A 22,506-nucleotide genomic window follows, 5' to 3' on the forward strand; every position below is an offset into this window, starting at 1 on the left:
GGGTGGCGGGGGCGTTGAGCGCCATGGATGGCGCGAAACGAGGCCCGCAGGAGCGGCTCCTGCCGTCCCCCGCCAATCCATCCCGCCCCGCCAACAGGCAGCCCTGCAGCTCAGGCTTTTGACGTTGCTCCGGCTTGAAAAAGCAGGTGCCGGGCGCAGCCCGGTCAACCCCCTTACACCGCGCGGGCGAGCTCGGCTGCCAGGCCGACGTAGCCACCCGGGGTCAGCTCGCGCAGGTGCTGCTTGGCATCGGCCGGCAGCTCCAGCGATTCGACGAACGCACGCATCGACTCGGCGGTGATGCCCTGGCCGCGGGTCAGTGCCTTCAGTTGCTCATACGGGTTGGGCAGGCCATGGCGGCGCATCACCGTCTGCACGGCTTCGGCCAGCACTTCCCATGCCGCGTCCAGATCGGCATCCAGCCGCTGCGGGTTCACTTCCAGCTTGCCGATACCCTTGGCCAGCGAATCCAGCGCCACCTGGGTGTGGCCGAATGCCGTGCCCAGTGCGCGCAGCACGGTGGAATCGGTCAGGTCGCGCTGCCAGCGGCTGATCGGCAGCTTGGCGCTGAAATGTTCGAACAAGGCGTTGGCGATGCCGAAGTTGCCCTCTGCGTTCTCGAAGTCGATCGGGTTGACCTTGTGCGGCATGGTCGAGGAACCGACTTCGCCTTCCTTCAGGCGCTGCTTGAAGTAACCCAGCGAAATGTAGCCCCAGACATCGCGCGACAGGTCGATCAGGATGGTGTTGGCGCGGCGCGCGGCATCGCCGATCTCGGCGATGTTGTCGTGCGGTTCGATCTGGGTGGTGTACGGGTTGAACACCAGCCCCAGGCCTTCGACGAAGCGCTGGGCGAAGGTCGGCCAGTCCACGTCCGGATAGCTGGAAACGTGCGCGTTGTAGTTGCCCACCGCACCGTTGATCTTGCCGGTCAGCTCCACCGCAGCCAGTTGGCGGCGCTGGCGCTCCAGGCGGGCGACCACGTTGGCCAGCTCCTTGCCCAGGGTGGTCGGCGAGGCGGTCTGGCCATGCGTGCGCGACAGCATCGGCTGGGCAGCCTGTGCGTGGGCCAGCGAGCGCAGCGATGCGGCGATGCCATCCAAGGTGGGCAGCAGCACCTCGCGGCGGGCCTGCTCCAGCATCAGCCCATAGCTGAGGTTGTTGATGTCTTCGCTGGTGCAGGCGAAATGCACGAACTCCAGCGCCGGGGCCAGTTCGGCATCGTCCTTCAGCTGTTCCTTGATGAAGTACTCCACCGCCTTGACGTCATGGTTGGTGGTGCGCTCGATCTCCTTCACCCGCGCGGCCTGGGCCGGGCTGAAGTCCTTGGCCAGCGCGCGCAGGCGCGCGGTGGCGGAGGCAGAGAAGGCCGGCAGTTCGATCACGCCGGGCTCCGCGCCCAAGGCCAGCAGCCATTCCACTTCCACCGTGATGCGGGCCTTGATCAGTCCGTACTCGGAAAAAATCGGGCGCAGCGCATCGACCTTGCCGGCATAACGGCCATCGAGCGGGGACAGGGCGAGCAGGGCGGATTCGGACATGTCGGCAGGCAGCTGTGAGACGGCGGGGGCCATATTGTAGGGGCGTGCCTGCTCGACTGTCGAAAACACCGGCAGCGGCGCCGAAGTGACGGTCGGCGGCCGTCACGACCCTGTATCCTGAAACCAGATGCCAGCCTGGGGAACCTGCCCGATGCCAGCCGCAGTTTCCCTTTCCCCCTGAAAGCATGCGGAGTTGATCGGATGAGCAAGCGTTCCAGCACGAATTCCACCCCCGGTTTCCGGACCGAACATGACAGCATGGGCGAGCTGCAGGTGCCTGCCGATGCGCTGTGGGGCGCGCAGACCCAGCGTGCAGTGGACAATTTCCCGGTGTCCGGCCAGCGCATGCCGCGCGGCTTCATCCGTGCCCTCGGCCTGGTCAAGGGCGCGGCGGCGGGGGTCAATGCAGAGCTCGGCCACCTGCCCAGGAACATCGCCAAGGCGGTGCAGGGCGCTGCGGCCGAAGTGGCCGCCGGTGAGTGGGACGCGCATTTCCCGATCGATGTCTACCAGACCGGCTCGGGCACCTCGTCGAACATGAACGCCAACGAGGTCATCGCCACGCTGGCCAACCGCGGTGGCAAGGCCGGGCGCACGCCGGTGCATCCCAACGACCACGTCAACCAGGGCCAGAGTTCCAACGACGTGATCCCGACCGCCCTGCGCGTGTCGGCGGCACTGGCCGCGCAGGAAGACCTGCTGCCGGCGCTGGCGCACCTGCGCAAGGTCATCGACCGCAAAGGGCGAAGCCTGCGCAAGGTGGTCAAGACCGGGCGTACGCACCTGATGGACGCCATGCCGCTGACCTTCGAGCAGGAGTTCTCTGCCTGGTCGGCGCAGCTTGCCTCGGCGCAGCAGCGCTTCGACGACAGCCTCAAGCGCCTGCGCCGGCTGCCGCTGGGCGGCACGGCGATCGGCACCGGCATCAACGCGGATCCGCGCTTCGGCGAGCGCGTGGCCAAGGCGCTGAAAGCCAGCACGGGGGTCAAGTTCGAAAGTGCCGCCAACAAGTTCGAAGGCCTGGCGGCGCAGGATGATGCGGTGGAGATGTCCGGCCAGCTCAACGCGCTGGCGGTGGCACTGATCAAGATCGCCAACGACCTGCGCTGGATGAATGCCGGTCCGCTGGCCGGTCTGGGCGAGATCGAACTGCCGGCCCTGCAGCCGGGTAGTTCGATCATGCCGGGCAAGGTCAACCCGGTGATCCCGGAGGCGACGGTGATGGCCTGCGCGCAGGTGATCGGCCACCACACCGCGATCACCGTGGCCGGACAGACCGGCAATTTCCAGCTGAACGTGACCCTGCCGCTGATCGCGGTGAACCTGCTGGACAGCATCACCCTGCTGGCCAACGTGTCGCGGCTGTTGGCGGACAGCGCCATCGACGGGCTGAAGGTGCGCGAGGACAGGGTGCGCGAAGCGCTGGACCGCAATCCGATCCTGGTGACGGCGCTGAACCCGATCATCGGCTATGAGAAGGCCGCGGCGATCGCCAAGCGTGCCTACAAGGAACAGCGACCGGTGCTGGAAATCGCACTGGAGGACAGTGGCCTGGCCGAGGCCGAACTGCGCCGGCTGCTGGATCCGAAGGCGCTCACCGCCGGCGGCATCCACGCAGGAGGCGGCAGCGGCGGCTGATCCACCGACGATCAAAAAAGCGCCGCGGGACGGCCCGCAACCGTCCCGCGTCCGCGGAAATGCCGTGGGACTGCACGGAACTCTGCCGCGTTCGCGGGAATTCCGTAGTGCCGACCTTGGTCGGCAACCGCGCAAAGCGCGGCACAAAACCCCGAAGCCCGTCGAACGAAACGGCCGTTTACCGGTCGCGGTTGATATGCCGGACGGAACCGCGTGACGACCAACGGTCGTCACCCACACATAGGCCGGACGGAACCGCGTGACGGCCAGCGGCCGTCACTACCCACGATCCTCAGCGACGATCGGCCTGCAGGTTGCCGAAGGTTTCGGTGTAGTCCTTGAACTCCGGGATCACCTGCACCAGGTCGGCCGGGATCGGGTTGCTGCCTGCCGGCGGCACGATCTTCACCGGCTTCCTGTCCGGGTCGGCCGGCGCGTCGACCAGGGTGTTCTGGCGCAGCACCTGCAGGTGGCCGAACATCTGCTGCAGCATCTGCTGCTGGTCGGCCCGCAGCGGGATTTCGATCTCATCGACCTTCATATGGCCGTTGGCCAGGATGATGATGTTCGGCGCCGGTGCACGACGCACGGTGACCATGCTGTCGCTGACGGTGATCTTCGGTTTGCTGCGTTCGACGCGGTGGTTGCGGTACTCCTGGTCGCAGCCGGCAAGCACGAGGCAGGACAGGGCGGCCAGCAGCAGGAACAGCTTCTTCATGGCGGTCCACGGGAATGGGGGAGCGCGTTAGTGTAATCCCCGCAGCGCGGGCCGGCCGCCGCCAGATCGCTGGCGACGGCCGGGTGCGCTCATTCGTCGCAGCCGTCCACGTCGGCCTGGTCCATCGTTGCGTACGGCGCGAACGCAGGCAGCGAGGCCGCCAGTGCCTGCTGGGTCGCCAGCATGGCCGGCAGCTTGTCACACAGCCCCTTGGCCTGGACCTTCAGCTTGTCCGCCTCGGCATTGACACGCTGTTCGATACCCTCGGTCTGTCCGGAAAACACGCCTTTCAGCGCCTCGCCAGCGGCCTTGACGCCCAGGTTCGCACCGGCCACGCCGATGTCCATGCCGGCCAGAGCGATGCCTTCCACCTGGTGGCGGTACTCCAGCAACTGGGCGCGTTGGGCGGGCGTGGTCACCACGTCCTTGCCCTCGATCAGCAGGGCACCGGCGGGGGTGATTTCAGCGGTCGGCAGGCCATCGACCGACAGTTTGAAGTTGCCGGTGCTCATTTCCCTGCGGGCCTTGTCGGTGGCCTCCTGCACCGAACGGCCGATGCTGCTGCCGGTATCGCTGAGGGACTTGGCTGCGTCGGTGCCCTGGTCGGTACAGGCCGCCAACGGCAGGGCCAGCAACAGGGTGGACACCAGGATGCGCATCTTCATGGTCGATTCTCCCGTGTGTCTGTCTGGTTACTTGCCGCGGGGAAGGGTAACGGTGCCGCGCACGCCGCTGTGGCGGACATCGCCGCTGCCACTGCGCTGGACAGTGAGGTTGCCGCCCACGCCGTCAACCCGGATGCCGCCCGAGCCGTGGCTGCCGACCAGCAGGTTGCCGCCGACATCACGCAGTTCGACATCGCCGGAGCCGAGCACACCGATCTCCACGTTACCGCGCACCTGGCGGGCGTCGGCGTCGCCGGAACCGATGGTGCGGATGGCAACGTTGCCACCCACATCGCGCAGTTCCAGGTCGCCCGAGCCGATGCTGCCAACGGTTAGGTCGCGGCGGATGTTGGATACCTTTGCATCGCCGGAGCCCACCGACAGCAGATTCAGGCTGTCGGCTCCGTCGATCATCAGGTCACCGGAGCCGACTGCGGCATGCACGCTGCCCTGGGTGCGCAGCACATCGGCATCGCCGGAGCCCACGTCCACGCTGAGCGAGCGCGCGCCTTCCACATGCGCATCACCGGAGCCGACCTTCAGCTGCACCATGACATCGGCCGGCACACTGCCGCGGATGTCCAGCCACGCGTAGTTGTCGCCGATCACGATGCCCTGCTGGCCCTCGCGGCGCAGGCTGACCACCAGCTTGTCGCCGCTGCGCTGCTGGGTCAGGGTCAGGTCGCGCAGCCAGTCGGCACTGGAGGCACACGCCCGGCCGGACAGCTGCGCCGGGCCGCTGCCGGCGACCACGTGCAGGTCATGCTGGTTGACCTCCAGCACCACGGTCTTCGCACCGGCCAGTTCCAGCTTCAGGTCACGGTTGTCGGTGAACTTGCAGGGTGCGTCGTTGGCCAGGGCGGACAGCGGCAGCAGCATCAGGGTGGCGCAGGCAAGCAGGGTACGCATGGCGGGTGGCTCCTTGACTCAGATTTCGCCGGCGCGGCGGCGCAGGCGGATGGCGAGGAAGATGAAGACGATGCCGACCGCGGCGCCGATCCAGAGGTCCGGCATGGCCAGTGCACCGAGCTGGTTGGACGGCGACAGCAGTTCGACGATCGATTCGGCGTCTCTGGCTGCACCGGAGCGGTAGGCCAGTTCCACGCCGGGCACGGTGCCCAGCAACAGGCGGCCGACGATGTGCTGCCAGAACCATCCGCTGGTCATGTCCAGCAGGCCCATCACCTTGGTGGTGCTGACCACGATGCCGGCAAACAGCGGCAGCATCACCGCCCACAGGAATGGCTTGCTCTTGGCCCAGGACGAGCACAGCAGCAGCCAGCCGACGGTCGGCAGCGACCACAGGGCGAACACCGGGATCCAGCTCAGGTGGCCAGCGGCCAGCAGCAGCGGGCTGGAGGGCCCCCAGATCAGCGACATCGGGTCGCCGCCATGGGTCAGGGCGACGATCGAAATCACCCCCAGGAAGCACAGCATGGTCAGGACCGAGGCCGCCACGGCGATCAGCGGAGCGATCACGATCGCGCTGATGACCTTGGACAGCACGGTCTGGGTGTCCGACAGCGGCAACGACTTCCAGAACAGGATGCTGCGGTCACGACGGTCGTCATACAGCGCGCCCAGGCAGTAGAAGAACACAACGAAGGCCAGCACCACGAACGGCCACGCCGAGCTCAGCGCCAGCGTTGCATCCAGGCCGTTGCCGAGGTCCACCAGGTCGTTGGGATCCAGCTGGCGGGTCAGCAGGTCCAGGTCCAGGCCGTTGACCTGGATGTTGCTGTTGTTGATGTGCAGGTCGCCCTGCGAAGCGGCGCGGCGCAGCACGAACAGGCCGATGATGATGCCGATGGTGCTCATCACCAGCGAGGCGATGCCGGCGATGATCGGGGCATACAGGAAGCCGCCGCGGTTTTCCCAGTATTCGCGCTTGAGCAGCCAGCGCAGGGTGCCGGCCTTGCTGATCGGATGGTTCACGGCGTTCATGCGTAGGTTCCCTTCATGATGGCGACGAAAAGGTCGGCCAGGCCGGGGTTGCGGGTTTCGCCGAGCGTTGCCAGCTGGCTGCGCGGCACGTTGTCGAACAGCAGCACGGATTTGCCGAAGGGCAGGCTGCGCTCGTCGATCGGCTTGAGCGCGCGGGCGGTATCGAGCTGGTCGGCGTTCACCAGCACTTCGGTGTAGCGCTCGCCGACCTCGTCCATTTCGGCGCTGAGCACGACCTTGCCGTCACGGATGAACATGACGTCGGTCAGGATGTGCTCGATCTCCTCCACCTGGTGGGTGGTGACGATGATCGTCTTCTGCTCGTCGAAGTAGTCTTCCAGCAGGCGCTGGTAGAACTCCTTGCGGTACAGGATGTCCAGCCCCAGGGTGGGCTCGTCCAGCACCAGCACGCGGGCATCGATGGCCATCACCAGGGCCAGGTGCAGCTGCACGATCATGCCCTTGGACAGCTCGCGCACGCGCTGCTTCGGCTGCAGTTTGGTGGTGGACAGGAAGCGCTCGCAGCGGGCGCGGTCGAAGCGCGGATGCACCCCGGCAACGAAATCGATGGCTTCGCGGACCTTCAGCCAGCGCGGCAGCACGGCCACGTCGGCGATGAAGCAGATATCGTTCATCAGCTCATCGCGGTGGCTGCGCGGATCCTTGCCGAGCACGCTCAGCTCGCCTTCCACCGAGGTCAGGCCCAGCAGCGCCTTGAGCGCGGTGGTCTTGCCGGCGCCATTGGGGCCGATCAGGCCGACGATGCGGCCGGCCGGAATGCTGAAGCTGGTGTTGTCCAGCGCGAGGGTGCGCTTGTAGGCCTTGCGCAGGCCCCGCGCGGTGATCACATCCTGGTGTGCTGCGGCGTTCATGAGAGTTTCCCCTGGGTCAACAGTTCGTTCACGTCCAGGCCCAGGCGCTGGATGCGCTCGAGCACGGCCGGCCATTCTTCGTTGAGGAAGCGATCGCGCTCGCTGCTGCGCAACTGCGTGGCCGCTTCTTCGGTCATGAACATGCCCAGGCCGCGGCGCTTTTCGACCAGGCCTTCGTCGGCCAGCTCCTGATAGGCACGGGACACGGTAATGGGGTTGAGCTGGTAATCGGCCGCCACCTGGCGGACCGAGGGCAGGGCGTCGCCCGGCTTGATGATTCCGTCAAGCATCATGGCAATCACGCGCTCCTTCAGCTGACGGTAGATGGGGGCGCCATCGCTCCACTGGATATCGCTCATGGTCAGCTCCGGGGATTCAGCGACTGTGCGAAAGAAAAATACGGCATGGACAGGGAGCTGTTCAGCCGCCGCGGGGGGGAGGGTGCCGGCGTTGCATTCCCAGCGTCCGGCATTCCTGCGTCCTGCAGGCTGTCGAGGGCGGAGGCGGCTTCGCTTTCGTCGGCACCGCCGTGCGCCACACCGAACCACAAAGACAGGAGCAGCAGGCCCGCCGCGCTGGCGGCCGTACGGGTCATGCGACGTTGGACTGACGTATTCATCGGTTCCCCCTGTCTCAGGTGACTGGTGTTGTAGTCAACTATAACACCACAGATTCAGAGTGCAAGCGTTCCGCGTCACCAACTGATGGCAGGGGTGGTCCGGGCATCGCCCGGCGGTTGCGTTTTCAAGCCGAAGCGAAGCAACGTCAACCTCAAGAGCCGCAGGGCTGCTTGCTGGCGGGACGGGGCGGCTGTGCAGGACACGCCGTGAATCCGTCCATGGAGGCTCGCTTTTCGCATCCATGCGAAAAGACGGTCCTGCACAGCCACCCCGCCCCACCTTCGACGGGTCCATGGGGGCCATCGGACCTTCGGTAGCGCCGACCCATGGTCGGCGGAATGTTCCCGCCAAGGGCCCGCTGCGCTCGCCGACCATGGGTCGGCGCTACCGCTTTTCTTCTCTTTTTCCAACGCGGGTGGCGGCCGCCGGAACCTGTCAGCGGGCCGGGCGGGGAGGCTGTGCGGGGCCTTGAGCGGCAGGAGCCGCGAAGAGCTACATGGACGTATTTGCGCGTGCCCCGCACAGCCTCCCCGCCCGGCCCCAGCAGCAACCCAACTACAGCCACCCGCGAGGGGGTTTCCACCCGTTCGACCCACCCCGACCGAAGCCAGCCAACGCGCGCTGCGCGATCGCCGACAAAGGCCGCACAGGGCCCAGTGGTATAGTCCGTGGCGAAATACGGACCCGCGTCCGGCCCTTTATTCCTGCCAGGAACACCTTCCATGCTGCGATCTGTTTCCCTGCCGCGCCGCGGCCCGGTCCTGCCCCGTCTGCTGGGTTCGCTGCTGCTGGCCGCAAGCCTGGCCTTGCCGCTGATGGCCTCGGCCGCCGGCCTGCTGGACGTCGCCTACCGCCCGCTGGCCGGCAAGGACCCGGTGAACCTGGCCCAGCGCTATCACGGGCGCGTGCTGCTGGTGGTCAATACCGCCAGCAAGTGCGGCTTCACCCCACAGTACGAGGGCCTGGAAGCGCTGCAGAAGTCGTATTCCGCGCGCGGCCTGAGCGTGTTGGGCTTCCCGTCCAATGACTTCAAGGGACAGGAGCCGGGCGACGAGAAAGACATCCAGGAGTTCTGCACCCTGACCTATGGGGTCAAGTTCCCGATGTTCGAAAAGGTGCATGTCGTCGGGGATCAGGCGACCCCGCTGTACAAGGGGCTGACCGCCGCCACCGGCGTAGCGCCGGGCTGGAACTTCCACAAGTACCTGATCGGTCGCGATGGCACGGTCATCGCCCAGTTCCCGAGCCGGGTGAAGCCGGATGACAAGGAACTGGTGGCGGCGATCGAACGCGCGTTGGCGGCCCCTGCGGGTCATTGAACGACGCACGTGCGCCTCGACATATCGGACACGCGTGCGACAATGCGTGTTTTCGCGCCGACGTCGGCGTTTTTTCACTTCCAGGAATGCAACACATGAAGATGGGAATGCGTGGCGCTGCGGCGTCGGTTCTGATTCTGGCGATGGGCACCACCGGCGTGGCGCTGTCGCAGCAACCGGCTGCCGCCCCGGCAGCAGCCAAGGAGACCAGTAATTTGAATTCCAAGCAGAAGCTCGGCTATGCCATCGGCGGCGATGTCGCCCGTTCGCTCGAAGCGATCAAGACGCACATCGACCTGGCCGCCATGCGTGAAGCCGTGCAGGCCACCTTCGATGGCAAGCAGCCGCTGATCACCCAGGCCGATGCGCAGAAGACCGACACGGCGCTGCGTACCTCCATGGCGATCGCCAATGGCCAGCAGGTTCCGGGCCAGGCACCGGGTTCGGCGCCGCCGAAGGTGGACAACCGCCAGGTTGGCCTGATGCTGGGCAGCTACATGGTCGGCCCGTCGCTGGCCGAGCTGAAGGGTGACATTGAACTGGACGCGCTGTTCGACGCGGTCAAGACCGCCTTCGATGGTGGCCAGCCGAAACTGAGCCAGGAAGAGGGCGCGGCGATCCTGCAGTCCTTCATGGCCACCAAGCAGGCTGAAATGCAGGCCAAGGCTGCGCAGCTGGGCCAGACCAACCGTCAGGAAGGCAATGCGTTCCTGGCCAAGAACAAGACCGTGCCGGGCGTGGTCACCACCCCGTCGGGCCTGCAGTACCAGGTCATCCGCCCGGGCAGCGGCGAGCGCCCGCTGCCGAGCAGCAAGGTCAAGGTGAACTACGAAGGCAAGCTGCTGGACGGCACCGTCTTCGACAGCAGCTACCAGCGCGGCCAGCCGGTCGAGTTCGGCCTGGACCAGGTGATCAAGGGCTGGACCGAAGGCGTTTCGCTGATGCCGGTGGGCTCGAAGTACCGCTTCTGGATCCCCGGTGAGCTGGCCTACGGCGAGAACGGCACCCAGGGTGGCCCGATCGGTCCGAACGCCACGTTGACCTTCGACGTCGAACTCATTTCCGTGCAGCCGTAAGGCACGCACGCGCCCTGCCATACCCGCCGGGACAACCGGCGGGACTGGCGCTCCATGTCATTGGCCGGGGACGATCAACGCATGTCTGAAACTTCATCGAGCGAACGCGAGCAGGCGCTTGAAGCGCGTCTGGTCGAGCTGGAAATGCGTGTCTCCTTCCAGGAGCAGGCATTGGCCGAGCTGAGCGAGGCGCTGGCCGATGCACGCATGGAGGGCTCCCGCAACGAGGGCCTGATGCGGGTATTGCTGGAGGACCTGGGCAAGGTCCGCAACGCGCTGTATTCCTCTGATCCGGTGGATGAGCCGCCACCGCCGCACTACTGATCTGTCCTTATGAGCGATACCCTCCGCGACCAGCTGATGGGCCTGGGCTTCAAGCCCGCGCCGAAGCCTGAACGCAGCAATGACCGCAAGCCGGACCGCAAGCCGGAGGCGCGTCGTGATGGCCGCCCCGCGGGCGGCAAGCCTGCGCCCGCCGGTGCCCGGCCGAACCACGGCAAGCCGGGTGAAAACCGCCCAGCGTCTGCCCGCCCGGGTAATGCCGGCAGCCCCGGCAACCGTCCCGGCACGCGTCCACAGGGCGCACGCAAGCCGCGCTCGCAGGAAGAAATGGACCTGGCCAAAGCCTATGCCATCCGTGCGCAGCGTGAGAAGGAAGAGCGCATCGAAGCCGAGCGCCAGAAGCAGGAAGAAGCCCGCGTGCGCCGCGAGGCGAAGGCGAAGCTGGAAGTGCTGCTGAAGGACGCCTCGTTGAACGTGGATGAGGCCGAGATCGCGCGGCACTTCCCGTACGGCGGCAAGATCAAGCGCATCTACGTCACCGCCGACCAGCTGAAGGCACTCAACGCCGGCGAACTGGGCGTGGTGCAGGTCGCCGGACGCTACATGCTGGTGACCGCGGAGATGCTGGCCCAGGCCGAGGCGATCTTCGCCCAGGCCGTGGCGCTGAAGGTGGACCCGAACGCACCGGCCGAGGATGATCCCTACGCCGATCCGCAGTATCAGGTGCCTGACGACCTGGTCTGGTAAGCGCCGCCACGCTATTGCCGAGCCATGCTCGGCGGCTTTTGCCGCTGCGCTCGCCGAGCACGGCTCGGCGCTACCCCCGGCCAGCATCGGTAGCGCCGACCCACGGTCGGCGAGCCCAGCGGGCGGTTCGCGGCATTATTCCCGTCCGGCATCGGTAGCGCCGACCCATGGTCGGCGAGCGCAGCGGGCGGTTCGCGGCCTTATTCCGGATCGTAATCCAGGTTGGAGGCCAGCCAGCGCTCTGCCTGCACGCGGTCCACGCCCTTGCGCCGGGCGTAATCGGTGACCTGCTCGCGGCTGACCCGGCCAACCACGAAATACTGGCTCTTCGGGTGGCTGAAGTAGTAGCCCGAAACCGCGGCCGTGGGCAGCATCGCGAAGCTTTCGGTCAGCTGCATGCCGGCGTTGCCCTGTGCGTCCAGCAGCCGGAACAGGGTGTCCTTCTCGCTGTGTTCCGGGCAGGCCGGATAGCCGGGAGCAGGCCGGATGCCGCTGTACTTCTCGGCGATCAGCGCGTCGTTGTCGAGAGTCTCGTCGTTGGCGTGGCCCCAGAATTCCTTGCGCACGCGCTGGTGCAGGCGCTCGGCCAGCGCTTCGGCGAAGCGGTCGGCCAAGGCCTTGAGCAGGATTGCGTTGTAGTCATCATGGGCGGCCTCGAAGCGCGCCACGTGCGCATCGATGCCGATTCCCGCGGTCACCGCGAACGCACCGATCCAGTCCTGGCGACCGCTGTCGGCGGGGGCGATGAAATCGGCCAGGCAGAAATCCGGACGCTCGGCCGGCTTGTCGACCTGCTGGCGCAGGAAATGCAGCGTGGCCTCGCCGTCTGGGTGCTGGACGCGGACGTCATCGCCCACGCTGTTGGCCGGCCACAGCCCGAACACCGCGCGTGCCTGCAGCCACCGCTCTTTGACGATGCGGTCCAGCATCTGCCGCGCGTCGTGATACAGCTCGCTGGCCTGGCTGCCGACGATCTCATCGGTGAGGATCGCCGGATACTTGCCGGCCAGCTCCCAGGCTTGGAAGAACGGCGTCCAGTCGATGTATTCCACCAGTTCGGCCAAGGGATAGTCATCGAACACATGCAGTCCGGGCTGGTTCGGCGCCGGCGGCACGTAGTCCGCCCAGCCGCCATCGAAACGCTGCCCGCGTGCGTGGGCCAGGCTGACCAGGCGCTTGGCATCGCCGCGGTTGCTGTGGCGCAGCCGGATGTCGGCGTAGTCGGCTTCGTTGGCGGCCACGAAGGCGTCGCGTAGGTCACGCGAGATCAGCGACTGCGCCACGCCGACCGCACGCGAGGCATCCTTCACCCACACCGTGGGTGCCTTGTAATGCGGGTCGATCTTCAGCGCGGTGTGCGCGCGCGAGGTGGTGGCGCCGCCGATCATCAACGGCAGCTCGAAGCCCTGGCGCTGCATCTCGCGGGCCACGTGGCTCATTTCCTCCAGAGACGGGGTGATCAGGCCGGACAGTCCGATGATGTCGGCGTTCTCGGCGCGTGCGGCGTCGAGGATCTTCTGCGCCGGCACCATCACGCCCAGGTCGATCACCTCGAAGTTGTTGCAGGCCAGGACCACGCCGACGATGTTCTTGCCGATGTCGTGCACATCGCCCTTGACCGTAGCCATGATGATCTTGCCGTTGCTGCGCGCGGTGTCGCCGCTGCGCAGTTTTTCCGCTTCGATCCAGGGCAGCAGGTAGGCCACCGCCTTCTTCATCACCCGCGCCGACTTGACCACCTGCGGCAGGAACATCTTGCCGGCGCCGAACAGATCGCCGACCACGTTCATGCCGTTCATCAGCGGACCTTCGATGACATCCAGCGGGCGCGTGGAGGCCTGCCGCGCTTCTTCGGTGTCCTGCTCGACCCAGGCATCCAGGCCGTGCACCAGCGCGTGGGCCAGGCGGTCGGTGACCGGCTTCTCACGCCAGGCCAGGTCTTCGATCCTCGCCGCGCCCTTGCTGCCCTTGTAGCGCTCGGCGATTTCAAGCAGGCGCTCGGTGCCATCGGCGCGGCGGTTGAGGATCACGTCCTCCACGCGTTCGCTCAGCTCCGCGTCCAGTTCGTCGTAGATCGGCATCGCGCCGGCGTTGACGATGCCCATGTCCATGCCGGCGGCGATGGCGTGGTACAGGAACACCGAGTGGATCGCCTGGCGCACCGTCTCGTTGCCGCGGAAGGAGAAGGACACGTTGGACACGCCGCCGGAGACATGGCAGTGCGGCAGCGTGCGCTTGATGATGCGGGTGGCTTCGATGAAGTCCACCGCGTAGTTGTCGTGCTCTTCGATGCCGGTGGCGACGGCGAAGATGTTCGGGTCGAAGATGATGTCCTGCGGCGGGAAGCCGATTTCATCCACCAGGATGCGGTACGCCCGCGTGCAGATCTCGACCTTGCGTGCGCAGGTATCGGCCTGGCCGGCTTCATCGAAGGCCATCACCACCGCAGCGGCGCCGTAGCGCAGGACCTTGCGCGCATGCTCGCGGAACAGGTCTTCGCCTTCCTTGAGCGAGATCGAATTGACCACGCTCTTGCCCTGCAGGCATTTCAGCCCGGCCTCGATCACGCTCCACTTGGAGGAATCGACCATCACCGGGATGCGCGCGATGTCCGGCTCGGACATGATCAGGTTGAGGTAGCGGGTCATCGCCGCCTCCGAATCGATCAGGCCTTCGTCCATGTTGACGTCGAGAATCTGCGCACCGCTGGCCACCTGCTGGCGCGCCACGTCGACCGCTTCCTCGTAGCGCTCTTCCTTGACCAGCTTGCGGAACTGGGCGCTGCCGGTGACGTTGGTGCGCTCGCCGATGTTGATGAACAGCAGGTCCGGGGTGATGACCAGCGGTTCCAGTCCGGACAGGCGGGTATGAGGGGCCTTGCTCATGCCGCCTGCTCCCTTGCGCCAGGTAGCGCACGCGGCGGCAGGCCGGCGACCGCCTCGGCGATGGCGCGGATATGCGACGGGGTGCTGCCGCAGCAGCCGCCGACCAGGTTCAGCAGGCCATCAGTGGCGAAGCCACGCAGGGTGGCGGCCATCTCTTCGGGGGTTTCGTCGTACTCGCCAAACGCATTGGGCAGGCCGGCATTGGGGTGGGCGCTGATGTAGCAGCCGGCCACCTGGGACAGGGTTTCGACATGCGGGCGCATCGCATCGGCGCCGAGTGCGCAGTTGAGCCCGATCGACAGCGGTCGCGCATGCGCCAGCGAGGCATGGAAGGCTTCGGCGGTCTGCCCGGACAGGGTGCGTCCGGAGGCATCGGTGATGGTGCCGGAAATCATCACCGGCAGGCGTGCGCCGCGCGCATCGAAGGCCTCTTCCACGGCGAACAGCGCTGCCTTGGCGTTGAGCGTGTCGAAGATGGTTTCCACCATCAACGTATCGGCACCACCATCGATCAGCCCGTCGATGGCCTCGCGATAGGTGCCGCGCAGCTCGTCGAAGCTGGTGTTGCGGAAGCCGGGATCGTTGACGTCCGGGCTGATCGAGGCGGTGCGGCTGGTTGGGCCGAGCACCCCGATGACGAAGCGCGGCTTGTCCGGCGTGGTCGCTTCCATCGCATCGCAGCAGGCACGCGCCACGGCGGCGCCGGCCTTGTTCAGTTCGTACACCAGATGCTCGAGATGGTAGTCGGCCTGGCTGACCGAAGTGGCGTTGAAGGTGTTGGTCTCCACTAAGTCCGCGCCAGCCTGCAGATACTCGGTATGGATGCCGGCGATGATTTCCGGCCGGGTCAGCAGCAGCAGGTCGTTGTTGCCCTTCAGGTCCTGCTCCTGCACCGGACCATGGTCGCAGCCGGCGCCATGCACGTGGCCGTCGGCACGGGTATCCACGCCGCCGATGAAGCGCTCACCCCGATAATCGTCCTCCTGCAGCCCATGGCGCTGGATCATCGTCCCCATCGCACCGTCAATGATCAGGATGCGTTCGCGCAGGGCGCTCAGCAGGGCAGTGGCACGTTCGGGATGCAACCAGGGCAGGGCGGGCACGGCGACCTCAGGCTTTGTTGGCGATCAGCGAAATGACTTCGAAATGCGGCGGGCGCTTTTCGCGCGTCACCGTCTCCAGGCTCGATACCTGCAGCCCGGCCTTTTCGACGAACTTGCGCAGCTCCTTGTCACTGAAGCCGAGGTTGACGTGGCCGTAGGCGTCCACCGCCGCCTTGTGTTCATGGCGGGCCAAACTGCACAGCAGCAGACGGCCGCCCGGGCGCAGCACGCGCGCCGCTTCGGTCACCGCCTGGGCCGGCTTGGCGGCGTAGGTGAGTGCATGCATCAGCACCACCAGATCGAAGCTGCGGTCCTTGAAGGGGAGGGCATGCATGTCGCCTTCGCGCACTTCCACGTTGGGCAGGCGGCGCAGGCGCTCGCTGGCGGCGGCGACCACGCGCGCGCTCGTGTCGATGCAGACATAGCGGCTGGCATGCGGGGCCACCAGTTCGGCGAGCACGCCATCGCCAGAGGCGATATCCAGCACGTCGCCGGTTTCCAGCAGTGGCAGCGCAGTGCGCGCCAGGGCTTCCCAGGTGCGCCCCGGGGAGTAATGGCGTTCCATGTCACCGGCCACGCTGTCGGCCCAGTTCTGGTCGGCGGCACGGCTGGCCAGCACCGAGGCCACGCGTTCGGCATCCTGGCGCAGCAGCGGGTCGTCGCTGCCGGTGCTCAAGGCATGCCACAATGCGCGCTGTGCCGGGTCCAGCTGGGCGTCGTCGAAGCGGTAATACGCGGACACGCCCGCGCGCCGGTCGCGCACCAGCCCGGCCTCTTTCAGGCGTGCCAGATGCGTCGATACCCGTGGCTGGGCCAGCCGGGTGATCGCCGAAAGCTCGGCCACGGTCAGTTCTTCCTGCTCCAGCAGCGCCAGCAGGCGCACCCGGGTGGCGTCGGCGAACACTTTCAGCCGGGTCGACCAGTCCTCGAGATCCATAAATATCCACCTATCGCGATAGAGAGATATTTTCGCCTGCAGGCGATGAACGGTCAAGCAACCGGAGGTCGGCGGTAGCGCCGACCCATGGTCGGCGAGCGAAGCGGTGCGTGGGCGGAGGGATTCCGCCGAGCATGGCTCGGCGCTACCGGGCGGCCAGACGGTAGCGCCGACCCACGGTCGGCGAGCGCAGCGGTGCGTGGGCTGAGGGATTCCGCCGAGCACGGCTCGGCGCTACCAGGGCCAGACGGTAGCGCCGACCCACGGTCGGCGAGCGCAGCGGTACGTGGGCGGAGGGATTCCGCCGAGCATGGCTCGGCGCTACCAGGCGCTTTTCCCATCCAATGCTGCTTGATCTGCTGATCCCCGCATATGAACGCCTGCCCGAGACTTGGTGTATGTCGAGTCGCCATCTCCACCGCGGGCGCTTTTCTCGCCCAGGCAGCGTCTACGTCCTGACCACGGTTACCCGCGCACGTCGTCCAGTGTTCGAGGTTTCCAGCAATGCCGCGATCGTTGTCGATTGCCTGCGTGACATCGAGCGTGCGGGTACCAGCCATACCTTCGCCTGGGTCGTCATGCCCGACCACGTGCATTGGTTGCTGCAGCTGCGCCAGGGCACGCTGGGTGCCTGCATGCAACGGTTCAAATCACGCAGCAGCCGTCTGATCGGTCAAGCGGCCGGATCCGCGTCACGGCTATGGCAGCCCAGCTACTTCGAGCACGCGCTGCGGTCGGACGAATCGCTGCTCAAGCAGGCGCGCTACATCGCGGCCAATCCCGTAAGAGCGGGTCTTGTCGATCGACTGGGTCTCTATCCCTTTGCCTGGTGCCGCTGGCCCATGGATCCCTGACGCGTTCGGATCGGTAGCGCCGACCCATGGTCGGCGAGCGCAGCGGGCCGTGGGCGGAGGGAATCCGCCGAGCACGGCTCGGCGCTACCAGGGCGGCGAGGGTAGCGCCGACCCATGGTCGGCGAGCGCAGCGGTGCATGGGCGGAGGGATTCCGCCGAGCACGGCTCGGCGCTACCAGGGCGGCCAAGACGGTGGCGCCGACCCATGGTCGGCGAGCGCAGCGGGCCGTGGGCGGAGGGGTTCCGCCGAGCACGGCTCGGCGCTACCAAAGCGGGGAAGGGCGGCCAACAGGGCGGCCAGACGGTAGCGCCGACCCATGGTCGGCGAGCGCAGCGGTGCATCGGCGGAGGGAATCCGCCGAGCACGGCTCGGCGCTACCAGGCGAGCGCAGCGGTGCGTGGGTGGAGGACTTCAAGGTTCAGCGCCCCAGTCAGCTGGCGATACCCCGCCCCCAGTACAATCCCTGATTCATTACTCGGGAGGGGTCGTTGTGGATTTCAGCTTTACCGAAGAGCAGTTGATGCTGCAGGACGTCGCGCGCCGCATCGCGCAGGAAAAAATCGCGCCCAGCGCCGAGCACCATGACCGCACCGGCGAGTTCCCGCTGGCCAACATCCAGCTGCTGGGCGAGAACGGGTTGATGGGCATCGAAGTGCCGGCCGAGTATGGCGGCGCGGGCATGGACCCGATCGCCTACGTGCTGGCCATGGTGGAAGTCGCTGCCGGTGACGCGGCCCATTCGACCATCATGTCGGTCAACAATTCGCTGTTCTGCAACGGCATCCTCACCCACGGCAATGAAGCCCAGAAGCAGAAGTACGTGCGCGCCATCGCCGAAGGGACCGCCATCGGCGCCTTCGCACTGACCGAGCCGCAGTCCGGCTCGGATGCCACGGCCATGCGCTGCCGCGCGGTCAAGCAGGCCGACGGCAGCTACGTGATCAACGGCAAAAAGAGCTGGATCACCTCCGGTCCGGTGGCCAAGTACATCGTCCTGTTCGCGATGACCGATGCGGACAAAGGCGCCAAGGGCATCACCGCGTTCCTGATCGACACCGACAACGCGGGCTTCAGCCGCGGCAAGACCGAGCCCAAGCTCGGTATCCGCGCATCGGCGACCTGCGAGATCGAGTTCAACGATTACGTGGCGCAGGCTGAAGACGTGCTGGGCCAGGAAGGCGAGGGTTTCAAGATCGCGATGGGCGTGCTCGACGCCGGCCGCATCGGCATCGCCTCGCAGGCCATCGGCATTGCCCGTGCGGCGTATGAAGCGACGATCGAATATGTGAAGGAGCGCAAGGCGTTCGGTGCGGCCATCGGCACGTTCCAGATGACCCAGGCCAAGATCGCCGACATGAAGTGCAAACTGGACGCGGCCCTGCTGCTGACCCTGCGTGCGGCATGGGTGAAGGGAGAGGGCAAGCGTTTCAGCAACGAAGCGGCGATCGCCAAGCTGACCGCATCCGAAGCGGCGATGTGGATCACCCACCAGGCCGTGCAGATCCATGGCGGCATGGGCTATTCGAAGGAAATGCCGCTGGAGCGTTACTTCCGTGACGCCAAGATCACCGAGATCTACGAAGGCACCTCGGAGATCCAGCGTCTGGTCATCGCGCGCAACGAAACCGGCCTGCGCTGAGGCTTGGGCGAACGCAATGAAGCGGATCCATGAGCCGCTTCATTGCTGCGATCACCTAGAATGCCCGTCCTTTCAAAACAGGTACGGGCATGGTCATCTATCGCGGTGCAGGGTTCTTTACCCTGCTGACACCGATCGTCGCAGTGCTGTTGCTGCTCTGGCTGTACCCCGATCCGTCCGTCGCCAAGGGCAACATCACCTTGGCGCAGTTCCTGCTGGGTTGCGGCATCGGCGCGGCAATCAACGTGGTGCTGGGGTTCGTGCTCAATCGCGGCGTGCGCCCCGAGGGCGTGCCGGCGCGGCATCACTTCTTCTACCTGCCCATGCAATGGCCATCGCTGACCATCGTGTTGGCGTGCGCGGTGGTTGCCGTACTGCGTTGAGTGGCGGGTGCGAATGAAAAAAGGCCCCGGAGTGATCCGGGGCCTTTTCATTTGAAGCGTGACGGCTGGAAAGGCATGACGCTCAGCGGCCGTCACTACCCTCAGCGGTCCGGGCGGTGTGCGCCCTCTGCTTCGTGCTGGCGCTCCACGAACTCCTTGGAGGGCTCGTCCAGCTTGTCGCCCAGCATGCGGCGGACCACGATGAAGAACACCGGGATCATCAGCAGGCCGAGGAAGGTGGCGAACACCATCCCGCCGATCACGCCGGTACCGATGGCGTGGCGGGAATTGGCACCGGCGCCGGTGGAGATGGCCATCGGGATCACGCCCATGATGAAGGCGAAGGAGGTCATCAGGATCGGACGGAAGCGCAGGCGGGCCGCCTCGATGGTGGCGTCGCGCAGGGTCCTGCCGGCAGCGCGCTGTTCCACCGCGAACTCCACGATCAGGATTGCGTTCTTCGCCGCCAGGCCGATCACCGTGATCAGGCCGATCTTGAAGAACAGATCGTTGGGCAGGCCGCGGGCCATCGAGAACACCAGCGCACCGAGCACGCCCAGCGGCACCACCAGCAGCACGGCGACCGGGATCGACCAACTTTCATACAGCGCGGCAAGGCACAGGAACACCACCACGATGGACAGTACCAGCAGCAGCGTGGCGGCGTTGCCCGCCAGGATTTCCTGGTAGGACATGCCGGACCAGTCGTAGCCGAAGCCGGCCGGCAGTTCATCGCGGACGATGTCTTCCATCGCAGTCATCGCTTCACCGGAGCTGCGCCCTGGTGCCTGCGAGCCCACGATGTTCACCGCCGAGTAGCCGTTGTAGCGGCTCAGCGACGGCGGCGCCGATACCCATTCCGAGCGCACCACAGTGCTCAGCGGGATCATCGTGCTGGTGCCGTCGGCATTGGTGTCCAGCGTGGACGGGCTGTAGAAGCTCTTCAGCGATGCTTCGCCGGTGCGGTACGGCGCATCGGCCTGCATGGTCACGCGCTTGATGCGGCCTTCGCTGAAGAAGTCGTTGACGTACACCGGCGCCAGCATCAGCTGGATGGTGCTGTACACGTCCGACACCGACATGCCCATCGCCTGCGCCTGCACGCGGTCCACGTGCAGGGCCAGCTGCGGGGCGTTTTCCAGGCCATTGGGGCGCACGCCGGTCAGCAGGTCGCTCTTCTGCGCGGCCGCACCCAGCAGGGTGTTACGGGCATTGGTGAGCTGCTCGAAGCCTGCACCGGTACGGTCCTGCAGCCACATGTCGAAGCCGCCGAACTGGCCCAGGCCCTGCACGGTAGGCAGGTTGACCACGAAGATCTGCGCTTCCTTGATGCCGTAGAACGCGCCGTTCATGTTGCCGATCAGCTCGGGCACGGTGACCTCGCGGTCGGCCCAGGGCTTGAGCCGGATGAAGCCCATACCCACGTTTTCGCCGGAACCGACGAAGCTGAAACCTGCGATCTGCAGCAGGCCTTCGAAGCCCTCCTGCTTTTCCAGGATGCCACGCATCTGCGCGAACACTTCGTTGGTCTGGGTCTTGGTCGAACCCGGCGGCAGCTGCACGATGGCCAGTGCGTAGCCTTGGTCTTCCTCGGGCAGGAAGCTGCCCGGCATGCGGGTGAACAGGAACGCGCACAACGCACCGAGCACCACGAACAGGATCATCCAGCGCGGCGCATGCTTCACCGCCGAGGTGATGTGGCCCACGTAGGTGCCGCTGATCCTGTCGTAGTACTTGTTGAAGGTGCGGTAGACGATGTTCGGCTTGTCGTTGTGCGTCGGCTTGAGGAAGGTCGCGCACAGCGCCGGGGTGAAGCCCAGCGCCAGGAACGCCGAGAACGCCATCGAGATGGCGATCGTCAGCGCGAACTGCTTGTAGATCTCACCGGCCGCACCGCCCTGCAGCGCAGATGGGATGAACACCGCCGCCAGCACCACGGTGATGGCCACCACCGCGCCGGTGATCTGGGTCATTGCCTTCTGGGTGGCTTGTTTCGGCGCCATCCCTTCGTCGGTCATGATGCGTTCGACGTTCTCGATCACCACGATCGCGTCATCGACCACGATGCCGATCGCCAGCACCAGCGCGAACAGGGTCAGCTGGTTGATCGTGAAGCCGATCATCCACATGCCCAGGAACGTACCCAGCAGCGCGACCGGGATCACCAGCGTCGGGATCAGGGTGGCCCGGAAGTTCTGCAGGAAGATCAGCATCACCAGGAAGACCAGGATGATGGCCTCGACCAGCGTCTTGATCACTTCTTCGATGGAGATCTTCACGAAGGTGGTGCTGTCGTACGGCGAGAACCAGCTGACACCGGCCGGGAAGCTCGGTTGCAGCTCGTCCATCTTCGCGCGCACCGCTTCGGCCACGTTCAGTGCATTCGCACCGGGCAGCAGCTGGATGGCGAAGGCACCGGTCGGCTTGCCGTTGTACTGCGTATCAAAGCCGTAGTTGCCCGCACCGAAGCCGATCCGGGCGATGTCCTTCAACAGCACGCGCGAGCCATCCGGGTTGGCGCGCAGGATGATGTTCTCGAACTCTTCGGGAGTGCTGAAGCGGCCTTCGGCCGATACCGTGGCGGTGAAGTGCTGGCCCACCGGGGCCGGGTCCGAACCCAGCGAACCGGCGGCGAACTGCACGTTCTGCTCGCGCACCGCCGCCAACACCTGGCTGGCCGACAGGCCGTAGCCCTGCATGCGCTCGGGGTTGAGCCAGATGTTCATGGCGTACTCGCCACCGAACTGCTGGGTGCTGCCCACGCCGGGAATACGCGAGACCTGGTCCAGCACGCGCGAGGCCACGATGTCGTTCAGCGCGTCACGGCTGTTGCCGCCGGTATCCGAACGCAGCGCCACCACCATCAGGAAGCCGGCATTGGCCTTGGCCACCACCACGCCCTGCTGGGTCACTTCGCTGGGCAGTCGCGGGGTCGCAAGCGAGACCTTGTTCTGCACCTGCACCTGGGCGATATCCGCATCGGTGCCGGTTTCGAAGGTCAGGGTGACCGTGGCGCGGCCATTGGACGAGGACGAGGAGCTGAAATACAGCAGGTGATCGATACCGGTCAGCTGCTGCTCGATCACCTGGGTGACCGATTTTTCCGTGGTGTCCGCGCTGGCGCCCGGGTAGGTGGCCGACACGGTGACCTGTGGCGGGGCGATGCTGGGGTAGGACTCCACACCCAGGTTGAGGATCGCGATCACGCCGCTGAGCGAGATCAGGATCGCTACCACCCAGGCAAAGACCGGGTGTTCGATGAAAAATTTAGGCATGACGGAG

19 protein-coding genes are annotated in these 22,506 nt (G+C 66.1%); 8 read left to right on the forward strand and 11 right to left on the reverse strand.

Annotation, left to right across the window (positions count from 1 at the left end):
• Positions 1 to 173: 173 nt before the first annotated feature.
• On the reverse strand, positions 174 to 1,541 hold the full coding sequence (gene purB, locus IFT63_RS04570; RefSeq protein ID WP_192083369.1) for an adenylosuccinate lyase: 1,368 nt from the start codon (positions 1,539 to 1,541) through the stop codon (positions 174 to 176).
• 201 nt (positions 1,542 to 1,742) lie between these two features.
• Between purB and IFT63_RS04575 the strand changes: the two genes are divergently transcribed.
• Positions 1,743 to 3,179 (forward strand): class II fumarate hydratase, encoded by a 1,437-nt coding sequence (locus tag IFT63_RS04575; protein WP_192083370.1) that lies wholly within the window; start codon positions 1,743 to 1,745, stop codon positions 3,177 to 3,179.
• Between the two features lie 292 nt (positions 3,180 to 3,471).
• Here IFT63_RS04575 and IFT63_RS04580 read toward each other — a convergent pair whose 3' ends face one another.
• The 6 genes from IFT63_RS04580 to IFT63_RS04605 form a co-directional block, all read right to left on the reverse strand.
• Positions 3,472 to 3,897 carry a hypothetical protein gene (locus tag IFT63_RS04580; RefSeq protein ID WP_042615505.1) on the reverse strand — a complete coding sequence of 142 codons (426 nt, stop codon included), beginning with the start codon at positions 3,895 to 3,897 and terminating at the stop codon, positions 3,472 to 3,474.
• An 89-nt stretch (positions 3,898 to 3,986) separates the two neighbouring features.
• Entirely contained in the window at positions 3,987 to 4,562 is a 576-nt protein-coding gene (locus IFT63_RS04585; protein ID WP_192083371.1) for a hypothetical protein, read from the reverse strand.
• 27 nt (positions 4,563 to 4,589) lie between these two features.
• A complete protein-coding gene (locus tag IFT63_RS04590) occupies positions 4,590 to 5,471 on the reverse strand; it encodes a DUF2807 domain-containing protein (protein ID WP_192083372.1) in 882 nt (293 codons plus the stop codon).
• Between the two features lie 18 nt (positions 5,472 to 5,489).
• Complete coding sequence (locus IFT63_RS04595) at positions 5,490 to 6,506, reverse strand: ABC-2 transporter permease (protein ID WP_192083373.1); 1,017 nt, start codon at positions 6,504 to 6,506, stop codon at positions 5,490 to 5,492.
• The gene (locus tag IFT63_RS04600; RefSeq protein ID WP_042615509.1) at positions 6,503 to 7,378 is read right to left on the reverse strand and encodes an ABC transporter ATP-binding protein; all 876 of its coding nucleotides are present in this window, start codon (positions 7,376 to 7,378) and stop codon (positions 6,503 to 6,505) included. Before IFT63_RS04600 ends, IFT63_RS04595 begins: the two co-directional genes overlap by 4 nt.
• Positions 7,375 to 7,737 (reverse strand): GntR family transcriptional regulator, encoded by a 363-nt coding sequence (locus tag IFT63_RS04605; protein WP_057687616.1) that lies wholly within the window; start codon positions 7,735 to 7,737, stop codon positions 7,375 to 7,377. Before IFT63_RS04605 ends, IFT63_RS04600 begins: the two co-directional genes overlap by 4 nt.
• Before the next feature lie 1,076 nt (positions 7,738 to 8,813).
• On the opposite strand from IFT63_RS04605, the gene IFT63_RS04610 reads away from it, so the two are divergent.
• From IFT63_RS04610 to IFT63_RS04625, 4 genes are all read left to right on the forward strand, one after another.
• The gene (locus IFT63_RS04610) at positions 8,814 to 9,317 is read left to right on the forward strand and encodes a glutathione peroxidase (RefSeq protein ID WP_192084133.1); all 504 of its coding nucleotides are present in this window, start codon (positions 8,814 to 8,816) and stop codon (positions 9,315 to 9,317) included.
• A gap of 95 nt (positions 9,318 to 9,412) precedes the next feature.
• Positions 9,413 to 10,393 carry an FKBP-type peptidyl-prolyl cis-trans isomerase gene (locus IFT63_RS04615; protein WP_192083374.1) on the forward strand — a complete coding sequence of 327 codons (981 nt, stop codon included), beginning with the start codon at positions 9,413 to 9,415 and terminating at the stop codon, positions 10,391 to 10,393.
• A gap of 81 nt (positions 10,394 to 10,474) precedes the next feature.
• The gene (locus IFT63_RS04620; RefSeq protein ID WP_101100590.1) at positions 10,475 to 10,717 is read left to right on the forward strand and encodes a SlyX family protein; all 243 of its coding nucleotides are present in this window, start codon (positions 10,475 to 10,477) and stop codon (positions 10,715 to 10,717) included.
• A 9-nt stretch (positions 10,718 to 10,726) separates the two neighbouring features.
• Complete coding sequence (locus IFT63_RS04625) at positions 10,727 to 11,422, forward strand: DUF2058 family protein (RefSeq protein ID WP_192083375.1); 696 nt, start codon at positions 10,727 to 10,729, stop codon at positions 11,420 to 11,422.
• Between the two features lie 200 nt (positions 11,423 to 11,622).
• Here IFT63_RS04625 and metH read toward each other — a convergent pair whose 3' ends face one another.
• Genes metH through IFT63_RS04640 form a run of 3 tightly spaced genes read right to left on the reverse strand, consistent with a single transcriptional unit; the run spans position 11,623 to position 16,347 of the window.
• Positions 11,623 to 14,307, reverse strand: a complete 2,685-nt coding sequence (gene metH / locus IFT63_RS04630) for a methionine synthase (RefSeq protein ID WP_192083376.1) — start codon at positions 14,305 to 14,307, stop codon at positions 11,623 to 11,625.
• Positions 14,304 to 15,410, reverse strand: coding sequence for a homocysteine S-methyltransferase family protein (locus IFT63_RS04635; RefSeq protein WP_192083377.1), 1,107 nt, complete (start codon positions 15,408 to 15,410; stop codon positions 14,304 to 14,306). Before IFT63_RS04635 ends, metH begins: the two co-directional genes overlap by 4 nt.
• 7 nt (positions 15,411 to 15,417) lie before the next feature.
• The gene (locus IFT63_RS04640) at positions 15,418 to 16,347 is read right to left on the reverse strand and encodes a metalloregulator ArsR/SmtB family transcription factor (RefSeq protein WP_192083378.1); all 930 of its coding nucleotides are present in this window, start codon (positions 16,345 to 16,347) and stop codon (positions 15,418 to 15,420) included.
• A gap of 344 nt (positions 16,348 to 16,691) precedes the next feature.
• On the opposite strand from IFT63_RS04640, the gene IFT63_RS04645 reads away from it, so the two are divergent.
• From IFT63_RS04645 to IFT63_RS04655, 3 genes are all read left to right on the forward strand, one after another.
• Complete coding sequence (locus IFT63_RS04645) at positions 16,692 to 17,201, forward strand: transposase (protein ID WP_342450460.1); 510 nt, start codon at positions 16,692 to 16,694, stop codon at positions 17,199 to 17,201.
• A gap of 491 nt (positions 17,202 to 17,692) precedes the next feature.
• Positions 17,693 to 18,841: an acyl-CoA dehydrogenase family protein gene (locus tag IFT63_RS04650; protein WP_192083379.1), complete on the forward strand. Its 1,149-nt coding sequence runs from the start codon at positions 17,693 to 17,695 to the stop codon at positions 18,839 to 18,841.
• Positions 18,842 to 18,930: 89 nt separating this feature from the next.
• Positions 18,931 to 19,224, forward strand: a complete 294-nt coding sequence (locus IFT63_RS04655) for a hypothetical protein (protein WP_192083380.1) — start codon at positions 18,931 to 18,933, stop codon at positions 19,222 to 19,224.
• A gap of 101 nt (positions 19,225 to 19,325) precedes the next feature.
• On the opposite strand, the gene IFT63_RS04660 is transcribed toward IFT63_RS04655, so the two are convergent.
• Positions 19,326 to 22,499, reverse strand: a complete 3,174-nt coding sequence (locus IFT63_RS04660; protein WP_042614880.1) for a multidrug efflux RND transporter permease subunit — start codon at positions 22,497 to 22,499, stop codon at positions 19,326 to 19,328.
• Positions 22,500 to 22,506 lie beyond the last annotated feature (7 nt).

The organism is Stenotrophomonas sp. CFBP 13724, from assembly GCF_014841975.1.
Taxonomy (GTDB): domain Bacteria; phylum Pseudomonadota; class Gammaproteobacteria; order Xanthomonadales; family Xanthomonadaceae; genus Stenotrophomonas; species Stenotrophomonas lacuserhaii.

What these genes read in the sequence shown, in the direction of transcription:
- IFT63_RS04580 (WP_042615505.1), bottom strand. Translation starts at nt 3,897, where the DNA reads ATGAAGAAGCTGTTCCTGCTGCTGGCCGCCCTGTCCTGCCTCGTGCTT.
- IFT63_RS04595 (WP_192083373.1), bottom strand. Translation starts at nt 6,506, where the DNA reads ATGAACGCCGTGAACCATCCGATCAGCAAGGCCGGCACCCTGCGCTGG.
- IFT63_RS04640 (WP_192083378.1), bottom strand. Translation starts at nt 16,347, where the DNA reads ATGGATCTCGAGGACTGGTCGACCCGGCTGAAAGTGTTCGCCGACGCC.
- IFT63_RS04655 (WP_192083380.1), top strand. Translation starts at nt 18,931, where the DNA reads ATGGTCATCTATCGCGGTGCAGGGTTCTTTACCCTGCTGACACCGATC.
- IFT63_RS04610 (WP_192084133.1), top strand. Translation starts at nt 8,814, where the DNA reads ATGGCCTCGGCCGCCGGCCTGCTGGACGTCGCCTACCGCCCGCTGGCC.
- IFT63_RS04585 (WP_192083371.1), bottom strand. Translation starts at nt 4,562, where the DNA reads ATGAAGATGCGCATCCTGGTGTCCACCCTGTTGCTGGCCCTGCCGTTG.
- IFT63_RS04600 (WP_042615509.1), bottom strand. Translation starts at nt 7,378, where the DNA reads ATGAACGCCGCAGCACACCAGGATGTGATCACCGCGCGGGGCCTGCGC.
- purB (WP_192083369.1), bottom strand. Translation starts at nt 1,541, where the DNA reads ATGTCCGAATCCGCCCTGCTCGCCCTGTCCCCGCTCGATGGCCGTTAT.
- IFT63_RS04660 (WP_042614880.1), bottom strand. Translation starts at nt 22,499, where the DNA reads ATGCCTAAATTTTTCATCGAACACCCGGTCTTTGCCTGGGTGGTAGCG.
- IFT63_RS04625 (WP_192083375.1), top strand. Translation starts at nt 10,727, where the DNA reads ATGAGCGATACCCTCCGCGACCAGCTGATGGGCCTGGGCTTCAAGCCC.
- IFT63_RS04605 (WP_057687616.1), bottom strand. Translation starts at nt 7,737, where the DNA reads ATGAGCGATATCCAGTGGAGCGATGGCGCCCCCATCTACCGTCAGCTG.
- IFT63_RS04575 (WP_192083370.1), top strand. Translation starts at nt 1,743, where the DNA reads ATGAGCAAGCGTTCCAGCACGAATTCCACCCCCGGTTTCCGGACCGAA.
- metH (WP_192083376.1), bottom strand. Translation starts at nt 14,307, where the DNA reads ATGAGCAAGGCCCCTCATACCCGCCTGTCCGGACTGGAACCGCTGGTC.
- IFT63_RS04645 (WP_342450460.1), top strand. Translation starts at nt 16,692, where the DNA reads ATGCTGCTTGATCTGCTGATCCCCGCATATGAACGCCTGCCCGAGACT.
- IFT63_RS04590 (WP_192083372.1), bottom strand. Translation starts at nt 5,471, where the DNA reads ATGCGTACCCTGCTTGCCTGCGCCACCCTGATGCTGCTGCCGCTGTCC.
- IFT63_RS04620 (WP_101100590.1), top strand. Translation starts at nt 10,475, where the DNA reads ATGTCTGAAACTTCATCGAGCGAACGCGAGCAGGCGCTTGAAGCGCGT.
- IFT63_RS04615 (WP_192083374.1), top strand. Translation starts at nt 9,413, where the DNA reads ATGAAGATGGGAATGCGTGGCGCTGCGGCGTCGGTTCTGATTCTGGCG.